The following is a 17,977-nucleotide window of genomic DNA, read 5'->3' on the forward strand; positions in this document are numbered from 1 at the left end:
GTGGCACCCGCGACAATCGAGGCTCGACGAAGAAGGTGCACCAGTTGTCCGCGACCGACGAAACGATCGGGACAGTGCCGCGTCGAAGCAGGGAAATTTCCGCCGCGCGAAGAGTGAAAGATCTCGTTCGGATTCGACCACGAGTGCTTGTGGCCGACGACGAGGGCCCTTCTGCGGCGCGAACAGCGGGACCAGCTGTGGTGTATATCACAGTCCGGCTGGTCGGGTTGCTGGTGCTGGGCGTGTCGTCCCGGCTTCACGACCAGTCACCCACCGAGCGCCTCTTCTCCTGGGACGCGGACTGGTACCTGTGGATCGCGGAGCACGGGTACGCCCCCACCGGGCAGACGATGCTCAACGGCAACGGCGACGCCGATCCCCAATCCGTGCTGGCGTTCTTCCCCGGATTCCCCCTGCTGACCCACGGAGTGGCGTTCCTGCCCGGCCTCGACCCGCCCACCGCGGCGATGCTGGTGAACCTCGCGGCGGGGCTCGCATGCGCCTACGGGCTGGCCCGGCTGGGACGAACCGTGAGCGGCTCGCAGCGAGCCGGTCTGGTGCTGGTCGCGCTGTTCGCGGCCGCCCCGATGTCGATCGTGCTGTCCATGCCCTACAGCGAGTCGCTGTTCTGCGCGCTGGCGGTCTGGGCACTGCTGGGCGTGCTGGAACGGCGGTGGGTCCAAGCAGGTGTGGCCTGCGCGCTGGCCGGGACGGTGCGACACACCGGAGCGGCGCTGATCACGGTGGTGATGATCGCCGCCCTCGTGGCGCTGCTGCACCGACGCGACGGCAACCGCCCGCTGATCGCGCTGCTGGCGGCTCCGTGCGGCCTGCTCGGCTACCTGGGTTGGGTGGGGCTGCGCACCGGCCAGTTCGACGGCTACTTCGAAGTGCGGCAGGACGGTTGGTCCTCCTCACCCGACGGCGGGATCGCCACCGCGCGCTTCATAGGAAAAGCCCTGTTCACGGACGAGTCAACGTTCGTGACCTTCGCCGCGTGGATCCTGCTCGCCGCGGTGGCGCTGCTGATCTGCTGCCTGGATCGACGGATCGCCTGGCCGGTGGGCTTGTACGCGCTGCTGACCGTGGTGTTCGTGCTGGGGACCGACGGGCTGATGTTCGCCAAACCACGGGCACTGCTGCCCGCCTTCCCGCTGCTGCTCCCACTGGCCATGGGACTCGCGGAGCGGCGACGACCGGTGATGATCGCCGGTGTGGGGCTGTTCGTGTGCTTCGGGAGTTGGTTCAGTGCGTATGCCCTCACCATCTGGCCCTACGCCGTATGAGGGGATGTCGGCTCGTTCGGTGTGGCGGTGCTGGTGGCGGAACCTCCGGCACGACTCTCGCTGCGGGTCCGGCGACCTCGGGTAGCGACCTACACAACGTCTCCGGCGTCCTCGCGAGAGCCGCACCGGAGAACCCGCGGCGGTGCCGACCGCGAGGGTGGTCGGAGCTCGGCTCTGCGTCGAAGCGGCGCGGCGATTTCGTGGGAAATTGACGCCGCCCCGCGGCCGGATGGCGGGGACTCTCGCACGTCCCGGCAGCGGGTGCCCGATATCGGGTGGCGACGAGTTGGGGAGAATCGAGTTCGGCACGTGAGCGCCGAGAGGCCACGGAGGCACCTTGAAACCCGCCGACTCGTCAGTCCCACTGCATCCGTTGCTCGCCGAGCGATGGAGCCCGCGCGCACTGGACCCCGAGATCGAACTGACCGACAAGCAGTTCACCGCCCTGTTCGAAGCCGCACGCTGGGCCCCCTCCTGGGGCAACACGCAACCCGCCCGCTACATCGCGGGCCGTCGAGGGGAATCGACCTTCGACAAACTGCACGGCACCCTCTCCAGGGGTAACCACGGCTGGGCAGGCAACGCCTCGGCCCTCGTGCTCGGCGTGGTCAAACTGACCAACGACGACGGCGAGCCGCTGCCCTACGGGGAGTACGGCCTCGGGCTCGCCACCGAGAACCTGGTGCTGCAGGCAGTCAGTGAGGGACTGGTGGCTCACCAGATGGCCGGGTTCGACCGGGACGCGGCCCGCGAGGCGTTCGGCATTCCCGCGGACTACGAGCCGTTGGTCGTGGTCGCCGTCGGTGCCCCCGGTGACGCCGAACAACTGCCCGAGCGACTCCGCGAGAAGGAGTCCTCACCCCGTAGCCGCATACCGCTCACCGAATTCGTGTTCAGCGACTCGTGGCAGGAACCAACGTTCTGATCGGTGGTCGATCGGTACCGCCGTACTCGCGGTACCGATCGGTGTGCTGCCGGTCGCACCGCTGTGCCCACGGGACGCGCCGGAGCATCCCGACACCGGGCTCCCACTCCAGAAGCATGTCGCCGCCTCCCGAATCGTGGTACGCCTGGCGCCGAAAGGTGTTAGTAATTCCTCCTGACGCGCAATAGTCTCTGCGCCATGTTCCACCGGTCGAGTAGCGATTCGTCCCGGCGGCTCGACGTGGCCCGGAAACCGGGCGAGGCGCCACTCGAACTGTCCCAGCTGCGGACGTTCCTGGCCGTTCACCGGGCCGGATCGTTCACGGCGGCGGCCAGACTACTGGGACTGTCGCAGTCCACAGTGACCACGAGGATCCGAGCACTGGAACAGCGGCTCGGTACGCCCTTGTTCGAACGACTGCCGCGCGGAGTCGCCTCGACCACCGCGGCCGCGGAGCTGGCCTCGGAAGTGGCGGGTCCGCTCGACGAGCTGGCCTCGGTGACCGAGCCGGACCGGAACGAACCGCCCGCCCCGATCGAACCGGTGCACCTGGCGGGCCCCGCCGAACTGCTGAGTGTGCGGGTGCTGCCCTCGTTGGCACCGATGCTGGGGAGCGGAGTTCGACTCAGGGCCACCTTCGGACTGGCGGAGGAGCTGTTGGGCGGCCTGCGCAGCGGCAGGTTCGACCTGGTGCTGTCGGTCGCCCGCCCCCGTGGCCGGGCCGTCAACGCGGTTCCACTCGCGGATGAGGAGCTGGTACTGGTCTGCGCACCGGAAACCGCGGCACACCTCGACCGCGCGCGGCTGCGGGGTGGCGACCCCACCCCACTGCACGGCATCCCCCTGGTCGCCTATGCGGAGGATCTTGCCCTCACGCGGCACTACTGGCGCCACGTCTTCGGCACCCGGCCCCCCGAGCGGGCCGGGATGGTCGTGCCCGACATGCGGGCGATGCTCGCGACGGTGGCGGCCGGAACAGGACTCACGGTGCTGCCCCGCTATCTGTGCGAGTCCGAACTCGCCGCCGGAGAGTTGGTGGATCTTCCGGAACCGACGGCTCCTCCCGTCAACACCCTGTTTCTCGCCCAGCGGGCGGACGCGACGGAGAATCACCACGTGACGTTGGTACGGCAGGAACTGCTCCGAGTGGCCGGCTCCTGGTGAGCGAGCCTGATACTTCGGGAACGCACGACTTTTCCCGGGCCTCACCGTGCCCCTCGCGACGAACCACGGCGGTTCAGCGGGAGGCGCCCAGCGTGCGCAGCAGGCGCACCACCAGCACCGAGCCGAGGAGCCAGCAGATCGCCGCGAGGCCGTAGTTGAGCAGCACTTCGAGCTTCGGCTGCTCGGGCTTGAGGAACAGGTCGCGGAACCCGAACGACACCGCCCGTGCCCATTCCGCCACGAAACGCGTCAGCGCGTTCTCCGGATTGGCGCCCCCGACCGTCAGCACCACGTGCGCGGTGAGCAGCGCGGCCGCCAACGAGCAGACCCAACGCACCACTGTGGCGAGCGAACCGCACGTGCGAGACCACAACCGCGCGAAATCGAAGGACTTCCGGCGGCGGTGCCCACCAGCTCCGGAAGTGCGCGTCGAATCCGCCACGTCTTCGGACATGACGGCAGTGTGGCACGAGACACGATCAAATTACCAGCGGGTAGCCGAACATCGGCACAGCGGAACCCGGGTGAGCACGCACCCACCCTCGGAGTGCGGGAGCGAACCTCGGAGGCCGTTCTCCCACCACTTCCAGCACTTCCCAAACTGCTGTCACCGTGCTCGGGATCTCACCCGAAAATCCGCCCCAGCAGACCCCCCAGCAGCATCCAGAACATCGCGGCCAGCCCGTAGTCCAGTAACACCTGCAGTACGTGACTCGGCGCGTCGATCAGTCCCGGGAAGAACAACGCGAGCGGCTCGGCGGCCCGCGCGACCGATTGCGCGAGCTGCCCCTCCGCTTGGAAGTCGAACAACACGAACACGGTGTGGGCGACCAACACCACGGCGAGCAGGAAACCGACTCCCTGCAGCAGGGTCGCCAGAGCCGAGCCGGAACCGGTCTTCTTCGCAGCCATGGCACCAGCCTGCCGCATCGGAACAGCGGACTCGCGATCAGTTCCCGAGAGATTCCCCGAATCGGCCGTCGTGATCGGCACGTCGCGGCAGCGTTCGCGGGCCGGGCGAGCACCTTGCCCGCTCGGGGCTCGGACGCGGAGCACCGATTCGACGGTGCGGCGATCCGGTGTGGCCAGGATTACGGTGTGTCCAGCATTCGGAACAGGCGGTTGCGTTCCGGACACCGGGTGCGGTTAGGCTGTCGTCGTGACTTTCAACCTCCTGCTTTGCCGCCGCGACGGGGTCAGTTAGACCGGCCCCTCGTCGCGGAGGTAAAGCGTGCCGGTCGATTGAGTTCCCGAACCGAGCACGAGCAGGAGAGTCCACCAGGATGAGTAACGGTTCCGCTTCCGATTCCCGTTCCACCACGGACGACATACCCACCGCGGGATCCGGACCGCGTCGACCCTCACGTCCCGCTCCGCCCGACCAGAAGCCCTGGAATCCGCAGCGCGGCAGCTCGATGGCGTTCCACCGTTACCGGCCGTTCGACGAGCTGGTGGAGAACGTGTCGCTGCCGGACCGCACCTGGCCGGACCAGCGCATCACCCGAGCACCGCTGTGGTCCGCGGTCGACCTGCGGGACGGTAACCAGGCGCTGATCGACCCGATGTCGCCCGCGCGCAAACGCCGGATGTTCGACCTGCTGGTCGCTATGGGCTTCAAGGAGCTCGAGGTCGGTTTCCCCGCGGCGAGCCAGACGGACTTCGACTTCGTACGCGAGATCATCGAGGACGGGGCGATCCCGGAGGACGTACGCATCCAGGTGCTGACCCAAGCGCGCCCGGACCTGATCGAGCGCACCTTCAAGGCGCTGGAGGGCGCGCACTCCGCGATCATCCACCTGTACAACTCCACCTCGATCCTGCAGCGGCGTGTGGTCTTCGGCGAGGAGCGCACGGGGATCACCAAGATCGCCACGCAGGGCGCGGAACTGGTGCGCGAGTACGCGGACAAGTACCCGGACACCGACTTCCGGTTCCAGTACTCCCCCGAGTCCTTCACGGGCACCGAGCTCTCCTACGCCGCCGAGATCTGCGACGCGGTCACCGAGATCTGGGAGCCCACCCCGGAACGCCCGGTCATCCTCAATCTGCCCGCCACCGTCGAGATGGCGACCCCGAACCTCTACGCCGACTCGATCGAGTGGATGCACCGCAATCTGTCCAGGCGTGATTCGGTGATCCTCTCGCTGCACCCGCACAACGACCGGGGCAGCGCCGTAGCGGCCGCCGAGCTCGGGTACCAGGCGGGAGCCGACCGTATTGAGGGCTGCCTGTTCGGCAACGGCGAGCGCACCGGCAACGTGGACCTGGTGGCGCTGGGGATGAACCTGTTCAGCCAGGGGGTCGATCCGCAGCTGGATCTGTCCGACATCGACTACATCAAGCGCACCGTGGAGCACTGCAACCAACTGCCGGTTCCCGAACGGCAGCCGTGGGGTGGCGAGCTGGTCTACACGGCCTTCTCCGGCAGCCACCAGGACGCGATCAACAAGGGGCTTCGGGCACATCGCGAGGCCGCGGAACGCGCCGGGGTCGCCGAGAACGAGTACCCCTGGGAAGTCCCGTACCTGCCGATCGACCCGAAGGACGTGGGACGCAGCTACGAGGCGGTGATCCGGGTCAACTCGCAGTCCGGCAAGGGCGGCGTGGCCTACGTGATGACGACCGAGTACCAGCTCGACCTGCCCCGCAAGATGCAGATCGAGCTGTCCAAGCTGATCCAGCAGCGCACCGACTCGGACGGCGGCGAGGTCGAGCCGAACGAGATATGGCGCGTGTTCGCCGACGAGTACCTGGACTCGAGCGCACCACTGGAGCTGGTGCGGCAACGTCTCAGCGGTGAGGCCGGTTCCGAGACCATCGATGCCACTGTTCGGGTGGCGGGCACCGAGCACGAGATCAGCGGATCCGGCAACGGTCCCATCGCCGCTTTCGTCGACTCGTTGAGCACCGTGGGCTACCACGTGCGCGTGCTCGACTACCACGAGCACGCGATGACGGCGGGGGACGACGCCAAGGCCGCCGCCTATCTGGAGTGCTCGGTGGACAGTGAGTCCGACGGCCCGACCGTGCTGTGGGGGGCCGCCATCGACACCTCCACCGTCACCGCTTCACTGCGCGCGGTGGTCTCGGCGGTGAATCGGGCGAACCGCTGAGGAGATCATCCCGCTCCGGGAGGGGGTGAGGAACGCTCGCTCGGCAGGGCGTTCCGCCGACTCACACTCCGAGTGCCCGGCCGGTGAGCCCTTGGAACCCGGTTCACCGGCCGGTCGAGGTATTCAGCAGCCTGGCGAACTCACCGGCTTCGTCCGGTGTGAATACAAGTGTCTCGCCCGGCGGTAGCACCAAGGCGACCCGGTCACCGAGCACCAGCACCTTCACCTCCCCGCCGGCGCCGTCGTCCTCGGAGTCCAGACACGGCACGCTCCAACTCAACCCCTCCGGATCGAGCCGGTCGTTTTCCGAGAGTTCGGACACCACACACCTCCGTTCGGGTCGATCGGCACCAGCACAGTCAATCCGGTACGAGACGTCCGAGCAACGTACGTCATCCCAACGGGGGCATGATCGATGCCGTTCCGATCCCGAACCCCACTCACGAAGGAGTGGCCCGGCCCGGGTGGGCGTCAATTTCCCACGAAATCGCCGCGCCGCTTCGACGCAGTGTCGAACTCCCACCACCCCGGAGGCCGACCCCCCACCACCATCGCAAGCCGAACTCCGACCACGCACGCGGTCGGCACCGCCGCTGGTTCTCGCGTGCGGCTCTCGTGAGGAAGGCCCGACGTTGTGTAGGTCGCTACCCGAGGTCGCCGGAGCCGCAGCGAGAGCCGTGCGAGAGGTTCCGCCACGCAACCAGCTACGGGAACCGAGCGAAATACCCTACTCCCCCGAGTTCGGGGTGATGATTCCGTCGCGGATCTCTTCGGCGTAGTGACAGGCCACCCGGTGCCCACCTCCGACGTCGCGCAGTTCGGGGCGTTCGGAGTCGCAGCGCGTGGGCTGCCGCCACGGGCACCTGGTGTGGAACCGGCACCCGGTGGGCGGCGAGGCGGGTGACGGCAGGTCCCCGGAGAGCAGGATCCGTTCCCGCTGATCCTCGACCTCCGGTTCCGGCACCGGCACCGCGGAGAGCAACGCCCTGGTGTAGGGGTGCAGCGGTTGTTCGTAGAGCACGTCCGAGTCGGACTCCTCGACCAAACCCCCCAGATACATCACGCCGATACGCCGTGCCACGTGGCGCACCACGGCGAGGTCGTGCGCGATCACCAGGTAGGTGAGGCCGAACTCCTCCTGCAGGTCCTCCAGTAGGTTCAGCACCTGAGCCTGCACCGAGACGTCCAGCGCGGACACCGGCTCGTCCGCGACCACGAGGTCCGGGCGCACTGCCAGTGCCCGGGCGATGCCGATGCGCTGCCGCTGACCGCCCGAGAACTCGTGCGGGTACTTGCGCAGCGCCGAGGCGGGCAACCCGACGGAGGAGAGCAGTTCACGCAGTTCGCGCTCGGTGCGCTGCCCGCCCTGATCCAACCCGTGTGCCCGCATCCCCTCCACGAGCAGCGACTCGACGGACTGCCTCGGGTCCAGTGAGGACAGCGTGTCCTGGAAGACCATCTGCATTCGCCGCCGCATCCGTCGCAGCGGTTCCCCCGACATTTGGGCCATGTCCGTGCCGTCGAAACGGATCGAACCGCCGGTGGGATGCTCCAGTCGCAGTACCGCTTTGCCCAGTGTGGACTTGCCACAGCCGGACTCCCCCACCAGTCCGTAGGTCTCGCCGCGGCCGACGCGCAGCGAAACCCCGTCCACCGCGTAGACGTGGCCCACGGTGCGGTCCAGCACGATTCCCCGCTTGATCGGGAAGTGCACCCGCAGGTCGTCGATCTCCACCAGGGTGTCCGCCGGGTCCGAGGGGTCCGTACCGACGGGTGAGGTCTCGGAACCCGTGATGGTGCTGCTCGAATCAGTCATGGGCACGCTCCAGTTCCGCGGCACCGATCGGGTTGTGGCAGCGCAGCAGCCTGTCCTGCTCGACTGTTTCGAGTTCGGGCGCGCGTTCGCCGCACACCGCCAGGGCGTTGCCGCAGCGCGGGCTGAAGGCACAGCCCCCTTCCCAGGGAATGTTGTCGGCCACCGATCCCTCGATCGGCGCCAGCCGCTGTCCTCGCGGGGAGTCCAGTCGCGGCACCGAGGCCATCAACCCGGCGGTGTAGGGATGTCTCGGCCCGGAGAACAGCTCGTGCCGCTGGGCGCGTTCCACGATTCGCCCGGCGTAGAGCACGTTGACCTCGTCGCACATCCCCGCGACCACTCCGAGGTCGTGGGTGATCATGATCAACGCTGTGCCGGTCTCGGCGACGAGTTCCTTCAGCAGGGTCAGGATCTGCGCCTGGATGGTGACGTCGAGGGCGGTGGTGGGCTCGTCGGCTATCAGCAGCCGGGGTTCGCAGGCCAGCGCCATGGCTATCAAGGCGCGCTGCCGCATCCCTCCGGAGAGCTGGTGCGAGTACTCCTTGAGCCTGCGCTCCGGGTCCGGGATGCCGACCCGGTCCAGCAGCTTCGCGGCCTCGCGGGAGGCGTCGCGACGCGAGAGCCCGCGGTGGCGTTCGATGACCTCGGAAACCTGCAGCCCGATGGGCACCACGGGGTTGAGGGAGGTCAGCGGATCCTGGAAGACCATGCCGAGGTCCTTGCCCCTGCGCCGGTCGAGCTCCCGCTGGGACAGCCGCAGCAGTTCGCTGCCTTCCAGGTTCACCGAGCCGGCCACCTCGGTTCCGCGCCGCGGGAGCAGCCCCATGATCGCGAGCGAGGTGACGGACTTGCCGCACCCGGATTCGCCGACGAGCCCGACGGTACTTCCGGGGTGCACGTCGAACGAGACGCCGTCCACCGCCGGGACCGTCGGTTCGCTCTTACGGACGAACCGCACGGACAAATCGCGCACTTCCAGCAATGCCATGTCGCCGTTCACCGCCGCTTCTTCGGGTCGAGGGCGTCCCGCATCGACTCACCGACGAGCGTGAAACCGAGCGCGACGACGATGATGCAGCCGGCGGGCCAGAAGGCCAGGTGCGGGTGGGTGTCGAAGAAGTTCTGCGCCGAGCCGAGCATCTGCCCCCATTCGGGTGTCGAGGTATCGGCCGCTCCCAGGCCGAGGAAGGAGAGCGCCGCGGCGTCGATGATGGCCACCGCGAGCATCAGCGTGGCCTGCACGATCACCGGTCCGAGCGCGTTGGGAAGCATGTGCCGGAACACGATGGAGCGTTGGCGCACCCCCAGCGCGCGGGCCGCCAGTACGTGATCGCTCGCCCGCTGGGCGAGCATGGTCCCGCGCAGCAGCCTGCCGAATATCGGTATCTGCACCGTGGCGACCGCGATGATCACGGTGAACTGGGACTGCTGCTGGAACAGCGCCCCGATGGAAACGGCCAGCAGCAGCGAGGGCACCGAGAGCATCACGTCGACCACGCGCATCACCAGGGTGTCGACCCAGCCGCCGAAGGCCCCGGCCAGGATGCCCAGGGTCAGACCGCCGCCCAGGCCGATGACCGTGGCCAGCAGCGCGACCAGCAGTGTCTGCTGCGAACCGAGCAGCACCCTGGACAGCAACGGCCGCCCGTACTGGTCGCCGCCCAGGGGGAAACCGGGTTGTGGGGCCGGGATCTCGTTGTCCGCGCGGGAGACCTGCTCCTCCAGCAGCCGCAGGGCGGGATCGTGTTGCGCCAGCATCGGCGACACCAGGGCGAGCAGCACGAAGGCGCAGATGATTCCCGCGCCCACGAGAAACGTCGGGCTGCGACGCAGCCGTCGCCATGCCGAGGCCGCCAGGCTGACACCCGCGGTGGTGTCGCCGCCGGACTCGGCCAGCCCGTCGATGCGCTCCTTGCGTTGTGTACCCAGCACTGTGCGCGACCTCTCACTGATACTTTCCGTCGTGTTGGCAGGCCCGGTGGCGAGCACCACGCTTCGATCAGCGTGTCCGGAGTCTCGGGTCGATCGCCGCGTAGGCGAGGTCGACGAGCAGGTTGACCAGCACGTAGACCATCGCGGTGGCGAGGATCACCACTTGCAGCACGGCGTAGTCCTGCCGTTGGAAACCCAGCGAGAGTGCCTGTCCGATTCCGGGGATGTTGAAGACCTGCTCGGTCAGCACCGCCCCGGAGAGCAGCGCGCCGGTCTGCAACCCGATGGTGGTGACCACGGGAAGCATCGCGTTGCGCAGGATGTGCCTGCCGCGCACCACCATCGCCCCGAGTCCCTTGGAGCGGGCGGTGCGCACGTAGTCCTCCTCGACCACGTCGAGCACCGATGCCCGGGTGAGCCGGAAGATCACCGCGAACGGGATGGTGGACAGCGCGATCGCGGGCAGCAGCAGGTGGATCAGGGCGTTCCACGCCGCGTCCCACTCCGTGGTGAGCACCCCGTCGAGGACGAAGAAGCCGGTGGCGTGGGTGGCGTCGATTCCGGCCGCCTGTCTTCCCGATGCGGGAAGTACGCCGAACTCGATGGCGAAGACGTACTTGAGCAGGAAGGCCAGGAAGAACACCGGCACCGCGACCCCGATCAGCGACCAGGTGATGCTGAGGTTGTCCAACCAGCCGCCCTGCCTGCGGGCCGCGAAGTAACCCAGCGGGATGCCCACGGCGACCGCGAGCAGCAGCGCCAGCACCGAGAGTTCGAGCGTGGCGGGCATGCGCTGCAGGAAGACCTCCATGGCCGGGGTGCCCGGCTGCACCCCGGTGGAGACGCCGAAATCACCCGTGATCGCCCGTTGCACGAACTTCCAGTACTGCACGTACAGCGGTTGGTCGAGCCCGAGCTGCTCGACCAGTCGGGCTCGGGACTCCTCGGTGGCACGTTCACCGAGGAGCGCGGAGACCGGGCCACCCGGCAGCGCCCGCAGCCATCCGAACAGCAGGACCGACAGCACGACCGTGACGATCAACAGCTGGCCGAGTCGCCGGACCGTGTAACGAAGCAAACCGGGATCCTTACGTTCTCGACGGAAAAACCTGGGCGCTGCCCGGGAACTACTTCTCGATGCTCACCGAGGCGAACTCCTCGGCTGTCAGCGGCGAGGTGACCAGCCCCTTGACGTGCGGGGCCGTCACGATCGCGGGCGGCGAGTGCGACAGCGGCACGGCGGGCAGGTACTTCGACTTCAGGTCCCGGTTGATTTGGGTGTACATCCGCTCCCGTTTGGTCGGATCCGGTTCCTTGTCCGCGGCGTCCAGCCGGTTGGCCAGCTTTTCGCCCCAGGGCGCGGGTTTGGTGTAGAACTGGTTCTCCGTCGAGCCGAAGAAGGTGCCGATGAAGTTGTCCGGGGAGTTGTAGTCACCGGTCCAGCCGAGCAGGAAGACCTCGGCGTCGCCCTTGTTCACGTCGGAGATGTAGCCGCCGTTCCAGGGTTTGCTGACCGGTTTGACGTTGATGCCCGCCTTGCGCATGTCCCCGGCCAGCGAGTTGAAGATGCCGCGCGGGTCGGGCATGTAGGGGCGCGTCACCTGGGTGGGCCACCAGAACTCGATGGTGAGGTCGGAGTGCCCCGCCTCGGCGAGGAGCCGCTTGGCCTTCTCCGGGTCGTAGGAGTACTTCGCCACGTCCTCGGTGTATCCGTCCACGCTGGACGGATAGAACAGGTTGGCGACCTCGGCCCCGTCCGGCAGGTTGGCGTTGACCAGGTTCTCGCGATTGACCGCGTAGGCCAGCGCCTTGCGCACCTTCAGCTTGCGCAGCGCCGGGTTTTTCTTCTGCGACATGCCCAGGTACAGCACGTTGAACGGCTCGCGGACCTGCACGTTGAAGTCCTGCTGCCGCAGCGAGTCCAGGTCGGCCGGGTTCGGGAAGTCGTACCCGTCGATCCCGCCGGAGAGCAGTTCCTGCTTGCGAACCGACTCGTCGGAGATCACCTTGAAGATGAGCCGGTCGAGCTTGGCCTTGTCACCCCAGTAGTCGTCGTTGCGGCGCAGCACCACGGACTGGTTGTTCTGGTCGTAGGAGTCGAACTCGAACGGACCCGTACCGATGGGGTGCTTCCTGGCGTACTCGGAGTACTCGAAACCGGAGCCCTTGGCCTCGACCTTGTCGGCCTCGTACTTCTTCATCGCCGTGGGCGACTGCATGCTGAACGAGTCCAACCCGAGCGCGGCGGGGAACTTGGAGGTCGCGCGGGTCAGGTTGATCACCGCGGTGGTGGGGTCCGGCGCCTCGCAGGAGGAGAACAGCGAGGGCTCGTCGTCCCCGGCGAATCCACCGAAGGTCTCGATCCAGTAGTACGACAGCGCTGAGCTCTGCCCGGTGCCGGTCTGGTTGTACCAGCGTTCGAAGTTGGCGCAGACGGCCTCGGCGTTGAAGTCGGTGCCGTCGTGGAACTTCACGCCTTCGCGGAGCTGGAAAGTCCACTTCGTACCGTCATCCGAGGATTTCCAGTCGGTGGCCAGTTCGGGCTCGACCTCGACTCCGCCCGACTCGAAACCGACGAGTCCCTCCATCATCTGTCGGGTGACCCGGAAGGTCTCGCCGTCGGAGGCGTAGAACGGGTCGAACAGGGCCGGAGCACCCGGCGCTCCGAAGACCATGGTCTGTCCACTGTCCTCTCCGCGCTGCGACTGCACGCACGCGGACAGGGACGTGGCAAGCACGGCGGTCAGCCCGACCGTCACAAGCCTGCGCCCCACTCTCGATAACCGGAACCCCGGCCCGGCGGCTGCACCCATCACTCACCTCGACAACTCACGTCTCGCAAAGTGAGAGAGACCGTAACCCGAGGAATGCGTCTGGATCAGGGCCACAGGATTACGATTCGGCTACAACGTTCGGGCTAACGTCCGGCAAATCTGGGAAAAATTTGTGAAAATCCTGGTCAAAGCCGGAAATACTACGCAACTGGGCTCACTCGAACGAGTGGATTTTCGAAGATCATCCGGAGCCGAGGGGCGGTTCGTCATCCCCGCAGCACGAAGTCGGCACGCTGTCCGGTCCGATCCGAACGGAACCAAACCCGTTCGAACCGCTGCCAGCGGAGGAGTTCGGGACGGGTCTCGGCACCGTCCCGTGCCACCGCGCGCTCCAGCCGGACGGCCGAGTCGGGCGGCTCCATCCAGATCAGCGCCGAAAGGTGGCGCGCGACCGAACGTCTGCCCGAGGACACCCCTTCGAGTAGCAGCACCTCCGGCACGGGGACATCGACGAACGCCCCGGGCACCGGCACGCCTCCGGGCCACTCGGTGCGCTGATAGCGCCCCGCACATCCCCGCGACAACGGCTCCAGCACGCCATCGCGCAACCTGGGCCACCAACCCACCGGTTCCCGCCAAGTGGCGAAGTCGTCGGTGCCGAGCAGCACGGCGTCGAGCCCCACCGCGGACAGGGCGGACAGCAGCACGCGGGCGAACGTGGACTTCCCCGCGCCGGAAGGGCCGTCCACCGCGACCAACCGCACCGGGCCCAGCCGGGGCGCGCCACGCCCCACGCGGTACGCCAACGAGTCCGCGGTCTCGGGATCCGCCGCACGCGGCAGCCGCACGACCGACGAACCGCGAGCCACGGTACGGGAACGCTCGGCGGGACACTCCGAACCGCCGTGACCTCGCTCCGGTCGGCCGGCGGATCCCGCCACCGAGCGGCTCACCGGAGGACCGCTCCGACGGCCGCGCTCAAACGACCCGAACGGCTCAAACGGATCGCCGTCCGGACAACGCCCTGCCGAGGGTGAGCTCGTCCGCGAACTCGAGATCGCCTCCCATCGGCAGACCGGATGCGAGCCGTGTCACGCTCAGCCCCGGGAAGTCCTGCAGCAGCCGGACGAGGTAAGTGGCCGTCGCCTCCCCCTCGGTGTTGGGGTCCGTGGCGATGATGATCTCGTTAACCTCGTCGGTCCCGATGCGGCTGACCAGATCGCGGATCCGCAACTGGTCCGGACCGACCCCGGAGAGCGGATCCAGCGCACCACCCAACACGTGATAACGCCCCCGGAACTCGCGGGTGCGTTCGACGGCCAGCACGTCCTTGGGTTCCTCGACCACACACACCAGCCGCGGGTCACGCCTGGTGTCCTGGCAGATCCTGCAGCGCGTCTGCTCGGAGACGTTGCCACAGACCTCGCAGAACACCACGCCTTCCTTCACCCGCTGCAACGCGTCCTGCAACCGGGTGACGTCGGCGGGCTCGGCAGAGAGCAGGTGAAAGGCGATGCGCTGCGCGCCCTTCGGACCGATCCCCGGCAACCTGCCGAGCTCGTCGATCAGATCCTGTACTGGCCCCTCGTACACGCGGCTACCGTCACATCCCCGGCAGACCGAGTCCGCCCATGTCCGTGCCGCCCTGGCCACCAAGCGCGTTGGTCAACGGCCCCATCTTGTCCGCCTGCATCTGTTGCGCGGCGCGGTTGGCGTCCCGGACGGCCGCGACGACCATGTCCGACAGCGTCTCGGTGTCCGTGGGATCGACGACCTTGGGATCGATGCTCATGGACTGCAACTCTCCCGCGCCGGTAACAGTGGCTGTGACCATGCCGCCCCCGGCGGTACCGGTCACCTCCGCCTCGGCGAGTTCCTCCTGCGCATTCATGAGTTGCTGCTGCATCTCCTGCGCCTGCTTCATGATTTCCTGCATGTCGGGTTGCTGACCGCCTGGTTGCACCGTGGCTCCTCTCCCGGTTCCGGCTGGACTCACCTGTTCGAGCGAGGCATCTCCCCTGCCGTCCAGCGTAGTCGTCGATCCGCGACGGTGGCGGGCGCCCGGCCGGGTGGGCCGGAACCCACTAGTCGAGCCTGCGCGCACCGAGCTCGCTCACCAACAACTCGACGGCCTCGTCGTCGGGATCGCGTTCGACCGAGCCGCCACGCGGTGCGGCTTCGGCGGTGGCGGTGGCCCGGTAATCCGGACCTCCCGGGGCTTCGCGGCCGGGGGAGCGGGAACCCGAAGCTTCGGAACCGGCGGACTCGGTCCCAAGGGATTCGGATCGGGGCGGAGCGGCGAAGTCCGGCTCCGGTGATGGCCCGAGCTCGGTGTCCTCCCACTCGGGCGGTTCGGGCTCCGATTCGGGAGGAGGCTCCGGAGGCAGGGGTGGTTCCGGAGGCAGGGGTGGTTCCGGAGGCTCCGAGGACTCGGAGGTGCCCGGCATCCCGGATCCGGTGGGGTGTTCGGATGCGGCGGGTGGCTCAGCTGCCGCAGGGGTTTCGGGTCCCGCGGCGGATTCGGGGTCCCCAGCGGACTCGGGTGCCCCAGCGGACTCGGGTGCCACGGGGGATTCGGAAGGAACCGGGGAGTCCGGGGCGGCCGGAGCCGCCGCGTCGGGAGCAGCCACAGGCGGAGCGACCTCAAGTTTTTCCGCCGCGCGCTCCGCCTCGGAGGACCGTTCCGCCGACGCGCTCTGGGCGGTCGATTGTGCGTTCGGGGCGACGGCCTGCCCAGAAGCAGCGGCCTGCTCCGAAGCGGGAGCCGCTCCGGCGGCGGGAGCTCGCGGGGCGGCAGGCTGCGGAGCCGCGACCCCGCCCTGCTCGGCCCCACCTCGTTCGGGCTGCCGCTGCGGTGTCGCGGCCGGTGCCCGAGCGGACTGCTCCTCACCCTCGATGAGGCACTCCAACTCCCAGTCGCCACCGACGACCGCGCGCATCGCTTCCCGCACGTAGTCGATGCGGCGAGCCTGCATGAACTGCTTGCGCAGTCCGGAGGTCGGCATCGACAGCACCAGCGTGTTGTCCCGCAGATCCACCAGCGAGGCGTTCAGCAGCAGCGCCTGGGTCGGCCGGTTGCGCTCCGCCACGGCACGCAGCAGGTCGTTCCACACCTGGCGCAGCTCGGCCGCGGGCCTGCCGCCCCCCGCCGGTGAGTCGTCCACCGGTTCGGGCGAGTTCTGCCGTGTCCGCTGCCCGCTTCGGGTGTGGCCCTCGGGGGATGGCTCGGCAGGATCACCGGCCACCGCCCGTTCGGCGGGCCGCCCGACCTCGCCACTACGCCCGGCCTCGCCACTACGCCCGGCCTCGCCACTACGTGCGGAGGAGGCAGGCTCGGCACGGTCCGAACCGGCGACGGGCGACCGCGCACCGCCGTCCGGCTCGCTCGGGACGGCACTCCGTGATGTCGGAGCGGGAGGCGCCGGATCGGCTTCCGCGCCGCCGGGAGCAGGCGGCGCCACCGTCATGCGCCGCTCGACCCGCTCGACGCGCTGCAGCACCGCAGCCTCGTCGCCGGAAGCGGCGGGCAGCATCATCCGAGCGCACAGCAACTCCAGCAGCAAACGGGGCGCCGTGGCACCGCGCATCTCGGACAGCCCGGAGTGCACGATCTCGGCGAACCGGGTCAGCGTGGCCGTCCCCAGTTGCTCGGCCTGCTCGCGCATCCTGCCGATCCCGTCACCGGCGTTCTGGATGAGACCACGTTCGGCCGCGTCCGGCACCGAGTGCAGCAGTACGAGGTCGCGCAACCGGTCCAGCAGATCGGAGGCGAACCTGCGGGGATCGTGACCTGCCTCCACGACCCGATCCACCGTGCCGTAGACGGTGGCCGGATCATTCGCGGCCAACGCGTCCACCATGGCGTCTATCAGGGCCACGTCGGTGACCCCGAGCAGCGCCACGGCCCGCTCGTAGGTGATCCCCTCCGCACCGGCACCGGCGACCAGCTGGTCCAGCACGCTCAGCGCGTCACGGGCGGAACCGCCCCCGGCGCTGATCGCCAGCGGATACACCGCCGGGTCCACGCTGACGCCTTCCTCGGCGCAGATCCGTTCCAGCAGTTCGCGGAGTTCGCCCGGGGGGATCAGCCGGAACGGGTAGTGGTGGGTGCGGGACCTGATGGTGGTCAGCACCTTGTCCGGCTCGGTGGTGGCGAACACGAAGACGAGGTGCTCGGGCGGCTCCTCCACGATCTTGAGCAGGGCGTTGAACCCCTGCTGGGTGACCATGTGGGCCTCGTCGATGACAAAGATCCGGTAACGCGACTGTGCCGGGGCGAACACCGCCCGATCGCGCAGTTCACGCGCGTCGTCCACACCACCGTGACTGGCCGCGTCCATTTCGACCACGTCGACGCTGCCCGCACCGTCCGGAGCCAACGCGACGCAGGAGTCGCATTCGCCACACGGCTCGTCCGTGGGGCCCTGGGCGCAGTTCAGCGAACGCGCGAGGATCCGCGCACTGGAGGTCTTGCCGCACCCACGGGGCCCGGAGAACAGGTAGGCGTGGTTGATCCGCTGTGCGGCCAGCGCGGTTCGCAGCGGTTGCGTAACGTGTGACTGTCCCACGACCTCGCCGAAGGTCGCCGGTCGATACTTGCGATAGAGCGCGAGCGCCACACCGGCAACGATACGTGCCACCACCGACGAGTTCGGCATCGGGAGCGACCATCACTGGAAGGTGGTGTGGATCGCCGATCGAGGCGCGCCACAGCGTGGCGGGAGGACGACGAAGTGGGTGTCAACCACCGGCTACGCGAGTTCTGTGGCCGGCCCCCGAAACAAAAGGGGACCCCGCGCACCCGCCAGAGCCCGCTTACCCTTGCTGCCTTCCGGCCCTGGGGGAGTTCACAGGATGACGCCGCGCGGAGTCCGCGTTCAGTGTAACGGGCCGCCGCCACGGTGAACCGACCCCCCGGCACCGTCCGGGACACAGCGCGGGACCCGGAGGACAAGCGCGGTGCCGCC

16 protein-coding genes and 1 other RNA gene are annotated in these 17,977 nt (G+C 68.3%); 4 read left to right on the forward strand and 13 right to left on the reverse strand.

Annotated elements, in window-relative coordinates; genetic code table 11:
• Positions 1–197 precede the first annotated feature (197 nt).
• From ACOQFL_RS20810 to ACOQFL_RS20820, 3 genes are all read left to right on the forward strand, one after another.
• Positions 198–1,286 carry a hypothetical protein gene (locus ACOQFL_RS20810; protein WP_435545886.1) on the forward strand — a complete coding sequence of 363 codons (1,089 nt, stop codon included), beginning with the start codon at positions 198–200 and terminating at the stop codon, positions 1,284–1,286.
• A 337-nt stretch (positions 1,287–1,623) separates the two neighbouring features.
• On the forward strand, positions 1,624–2,211 hold the full coding sequence (locus ACOQFL_RS20815; RefSeq protein WP_435545887.1) for a nitroreductase family protein: 588 nt from the start codon (positions 1,624–1,626) through the stop codon (positions 2,209–2,211).
• 198 nt (positions 2,212–2,409) lie between these two features.
• Positions 2,410–3,375, forward strand: a complete 966-nt coding sequence (locus tag ACOQFL_RS20820; protein WP_435545888.1) for a LysR family transcriptional regulator — start codon at positions 2,410–2,412, stop codon at positions 3,373–3,375.
• A gap of 73 nt (positions 3,376–3,448) precedes the next feature.
• Here ACOQFL_RS20820 and ACOQFL_RS20825 read toward each other — a convergent pair whose 3' ends face one another.
• Entirely contained in the window at positions 3,449–3,829 is a 381-nt protein-coding gene (locus tag ACOQFL_RS20825; RefSeq protein WP_435545889.1) for a hypothetical protein, read from the reverse strand.
• Between the two features lie 170 nt (positions 3,830–3,999).
• Entirely contained in the window at positions 4,000–4,287 is a 288-nt protein-coding gene (locus tag ACOQFL_RS20830; RefSeq protein ID WP_435545890.1) for a hypothetical protein, read from the reverse strand.
• A gap of 371 nt (positions 4,288–4,658) precedes the next feature.
• On the opposite strand from ACOQFL_RS20830, the gene leuA reads away from it, so the two are divergent.
• Positions 4,659–6,488, forward strand: coding sequence for a 2-isopropylmalate synthase (leuA, locus tag ACOQFL_RS20835; RefSeq protein WP_435545891.1), 1,830 nt, complete (start codon positions 4,659–4,661; stop codon positions 6,486–6,488).
• A 103-nt stretch (positions 6,489–6,591) separates the two neighbouring features.
• Here the strand turns inward: leuA and ACOQFL_RS20840 are convergent, their stop codons facing one another.
• The 11 genes from ACOQFL_RS20840 to ffs form a co-directional block, all read right to left on the reverse strand.
• Entirely contained in the window at positions 6,592–6,810 is a 219-nt protein-coding gene (locus ACOQFL_RS20840; RefSeq protein ID WP_435545892.1) for a hypothetical protein, read from the reverse strand.
• Positions 6,811–7,215: 405 nt separating this feature from the next.
• Complete coding sequence (locus tag ACOQFL_RS20845) at positions 7,216–8,304, reverse strand: ABC transporter ATP-binding protein (protein ID WP_435545893.1); 1,089 nt, start codon at positions 8,302–8,304, stop codon at positions 7,216–7,218.
• Entirely contained in the window at positions 8,297–9,292 is a 996-nt protein-coding gene (locus ACOQFL_RS20850; protein ID WP_435545970.1) for an ABC transporter ATP-binding protein, read from the reverse strand. Before ACOQFL_RS20850 ends, ACOQFL_RS20845 begins: the two co-directional genes overlap by 8 nt.
• An 8-nt stretch (positions 9,293–9,300) precedes the next feature.
• A complete protein-coding gene (locus tag ACOQFL_RS20855) occupies positions 9,301–10,236 on the reverse strand; it encodes an ABC transporter permease (protein WP_435545894.1) in 936 nt (311 codons plus the stop codon).
• A gap of 67 nt (positions 10,237–10,303) precedes the next feature.
• Positions 10,304–11,314, reverse strand: coding sequence for an ABC transporter permease (locus ACOQFL_RS20860; RefSeq protein WP_435545895.1), 1,011 nt, complete (start codon positions 11,312–11,314; stop codon positions 10,304–10,306).
• A gap of 49 nt (positions 11,315–11,363) precedes the next feature.
• Positions 11,364–13,049 carry an ABC transporter substrate-binding protein gene (locus ACOQFL_RS20865; RefSeq protein ID WP_435545896.1) on the reverse strand — a complete coding sequence of 562 codons (1,686 nt, stop codon included), beginning with the start codon at positions 13,047–13,049 and terminating at the stop codon, positions 11,364–11,366.
• A gap of 227 nt (positions 13,050–13,276) precedes the next feature.
• Positions 13,277–13,879, reverse strand: a complete 603-nt coding sequence (locus tag ACOQFL_RS20870; protein WP_435545897.1) for a uridine kinase family protein — start codon at positions 13,877–13,879, stop codon at positions 13,277–13,279.
• Between the two features lie 127 nt (positions 13,880–14,006).
• Positions 14,007–14,603 carry a recombination mediator RecR gene (gene recR, locus ACOQFL_RS20875; protein ID WP_435545898.1) on the reverse strand — a complete coding sequence of 199 codons (597 nt, stop codon included), beginning with the start codon at positions 14,601–14,603 and terminating at the stop codon, positions 14,007–14,009.
• Positions 14,604–14,613: 10 nt separating this feature from the next.
• Complete coding sequence (locus ACOQFL_RS20880; protein WP_435545971.1) at positions 14,614–14,946, reverse strand: YbaB/EbfC family nucleoid-associated protein; 333 nt, start codon at positions 14,944–14,946, stop codon at positions 14,614–14,616.
• Positions 14,947–15,094: 148 nt separating this feature from the next.
• Positions 15,095–17,629, reverse strand: a complete 2,535-nt coding sequence (locus tag ACOQFL_RS20885) for a DNA polymerase III subunit gamma and tau (RefSeq protein WP_435545972.1) — start codon at positions 17,627–17,629, stop codon at positions 15,095–15,097.
• Between the two features lie 163 nt (positions 17,630–17,792).
• Positions 17,793–17,886: signal recognition particle sRNA small type (ffs, locus tag ACOQFL_RS20890), an RNA gene on the reverse strand.
• Positions 17,887–17,977: the final 91 nt, after the last annotated feature.

The sequence above is a fragment of the Actinopolyspora sabaoui genome (genome assembly GCF_051225635.1).
GTDB lineage: Bacteria > Actinomycetota > Actinomycetes > Mycobacteriales > Pseudonocardiaceae > Actinopolyspora.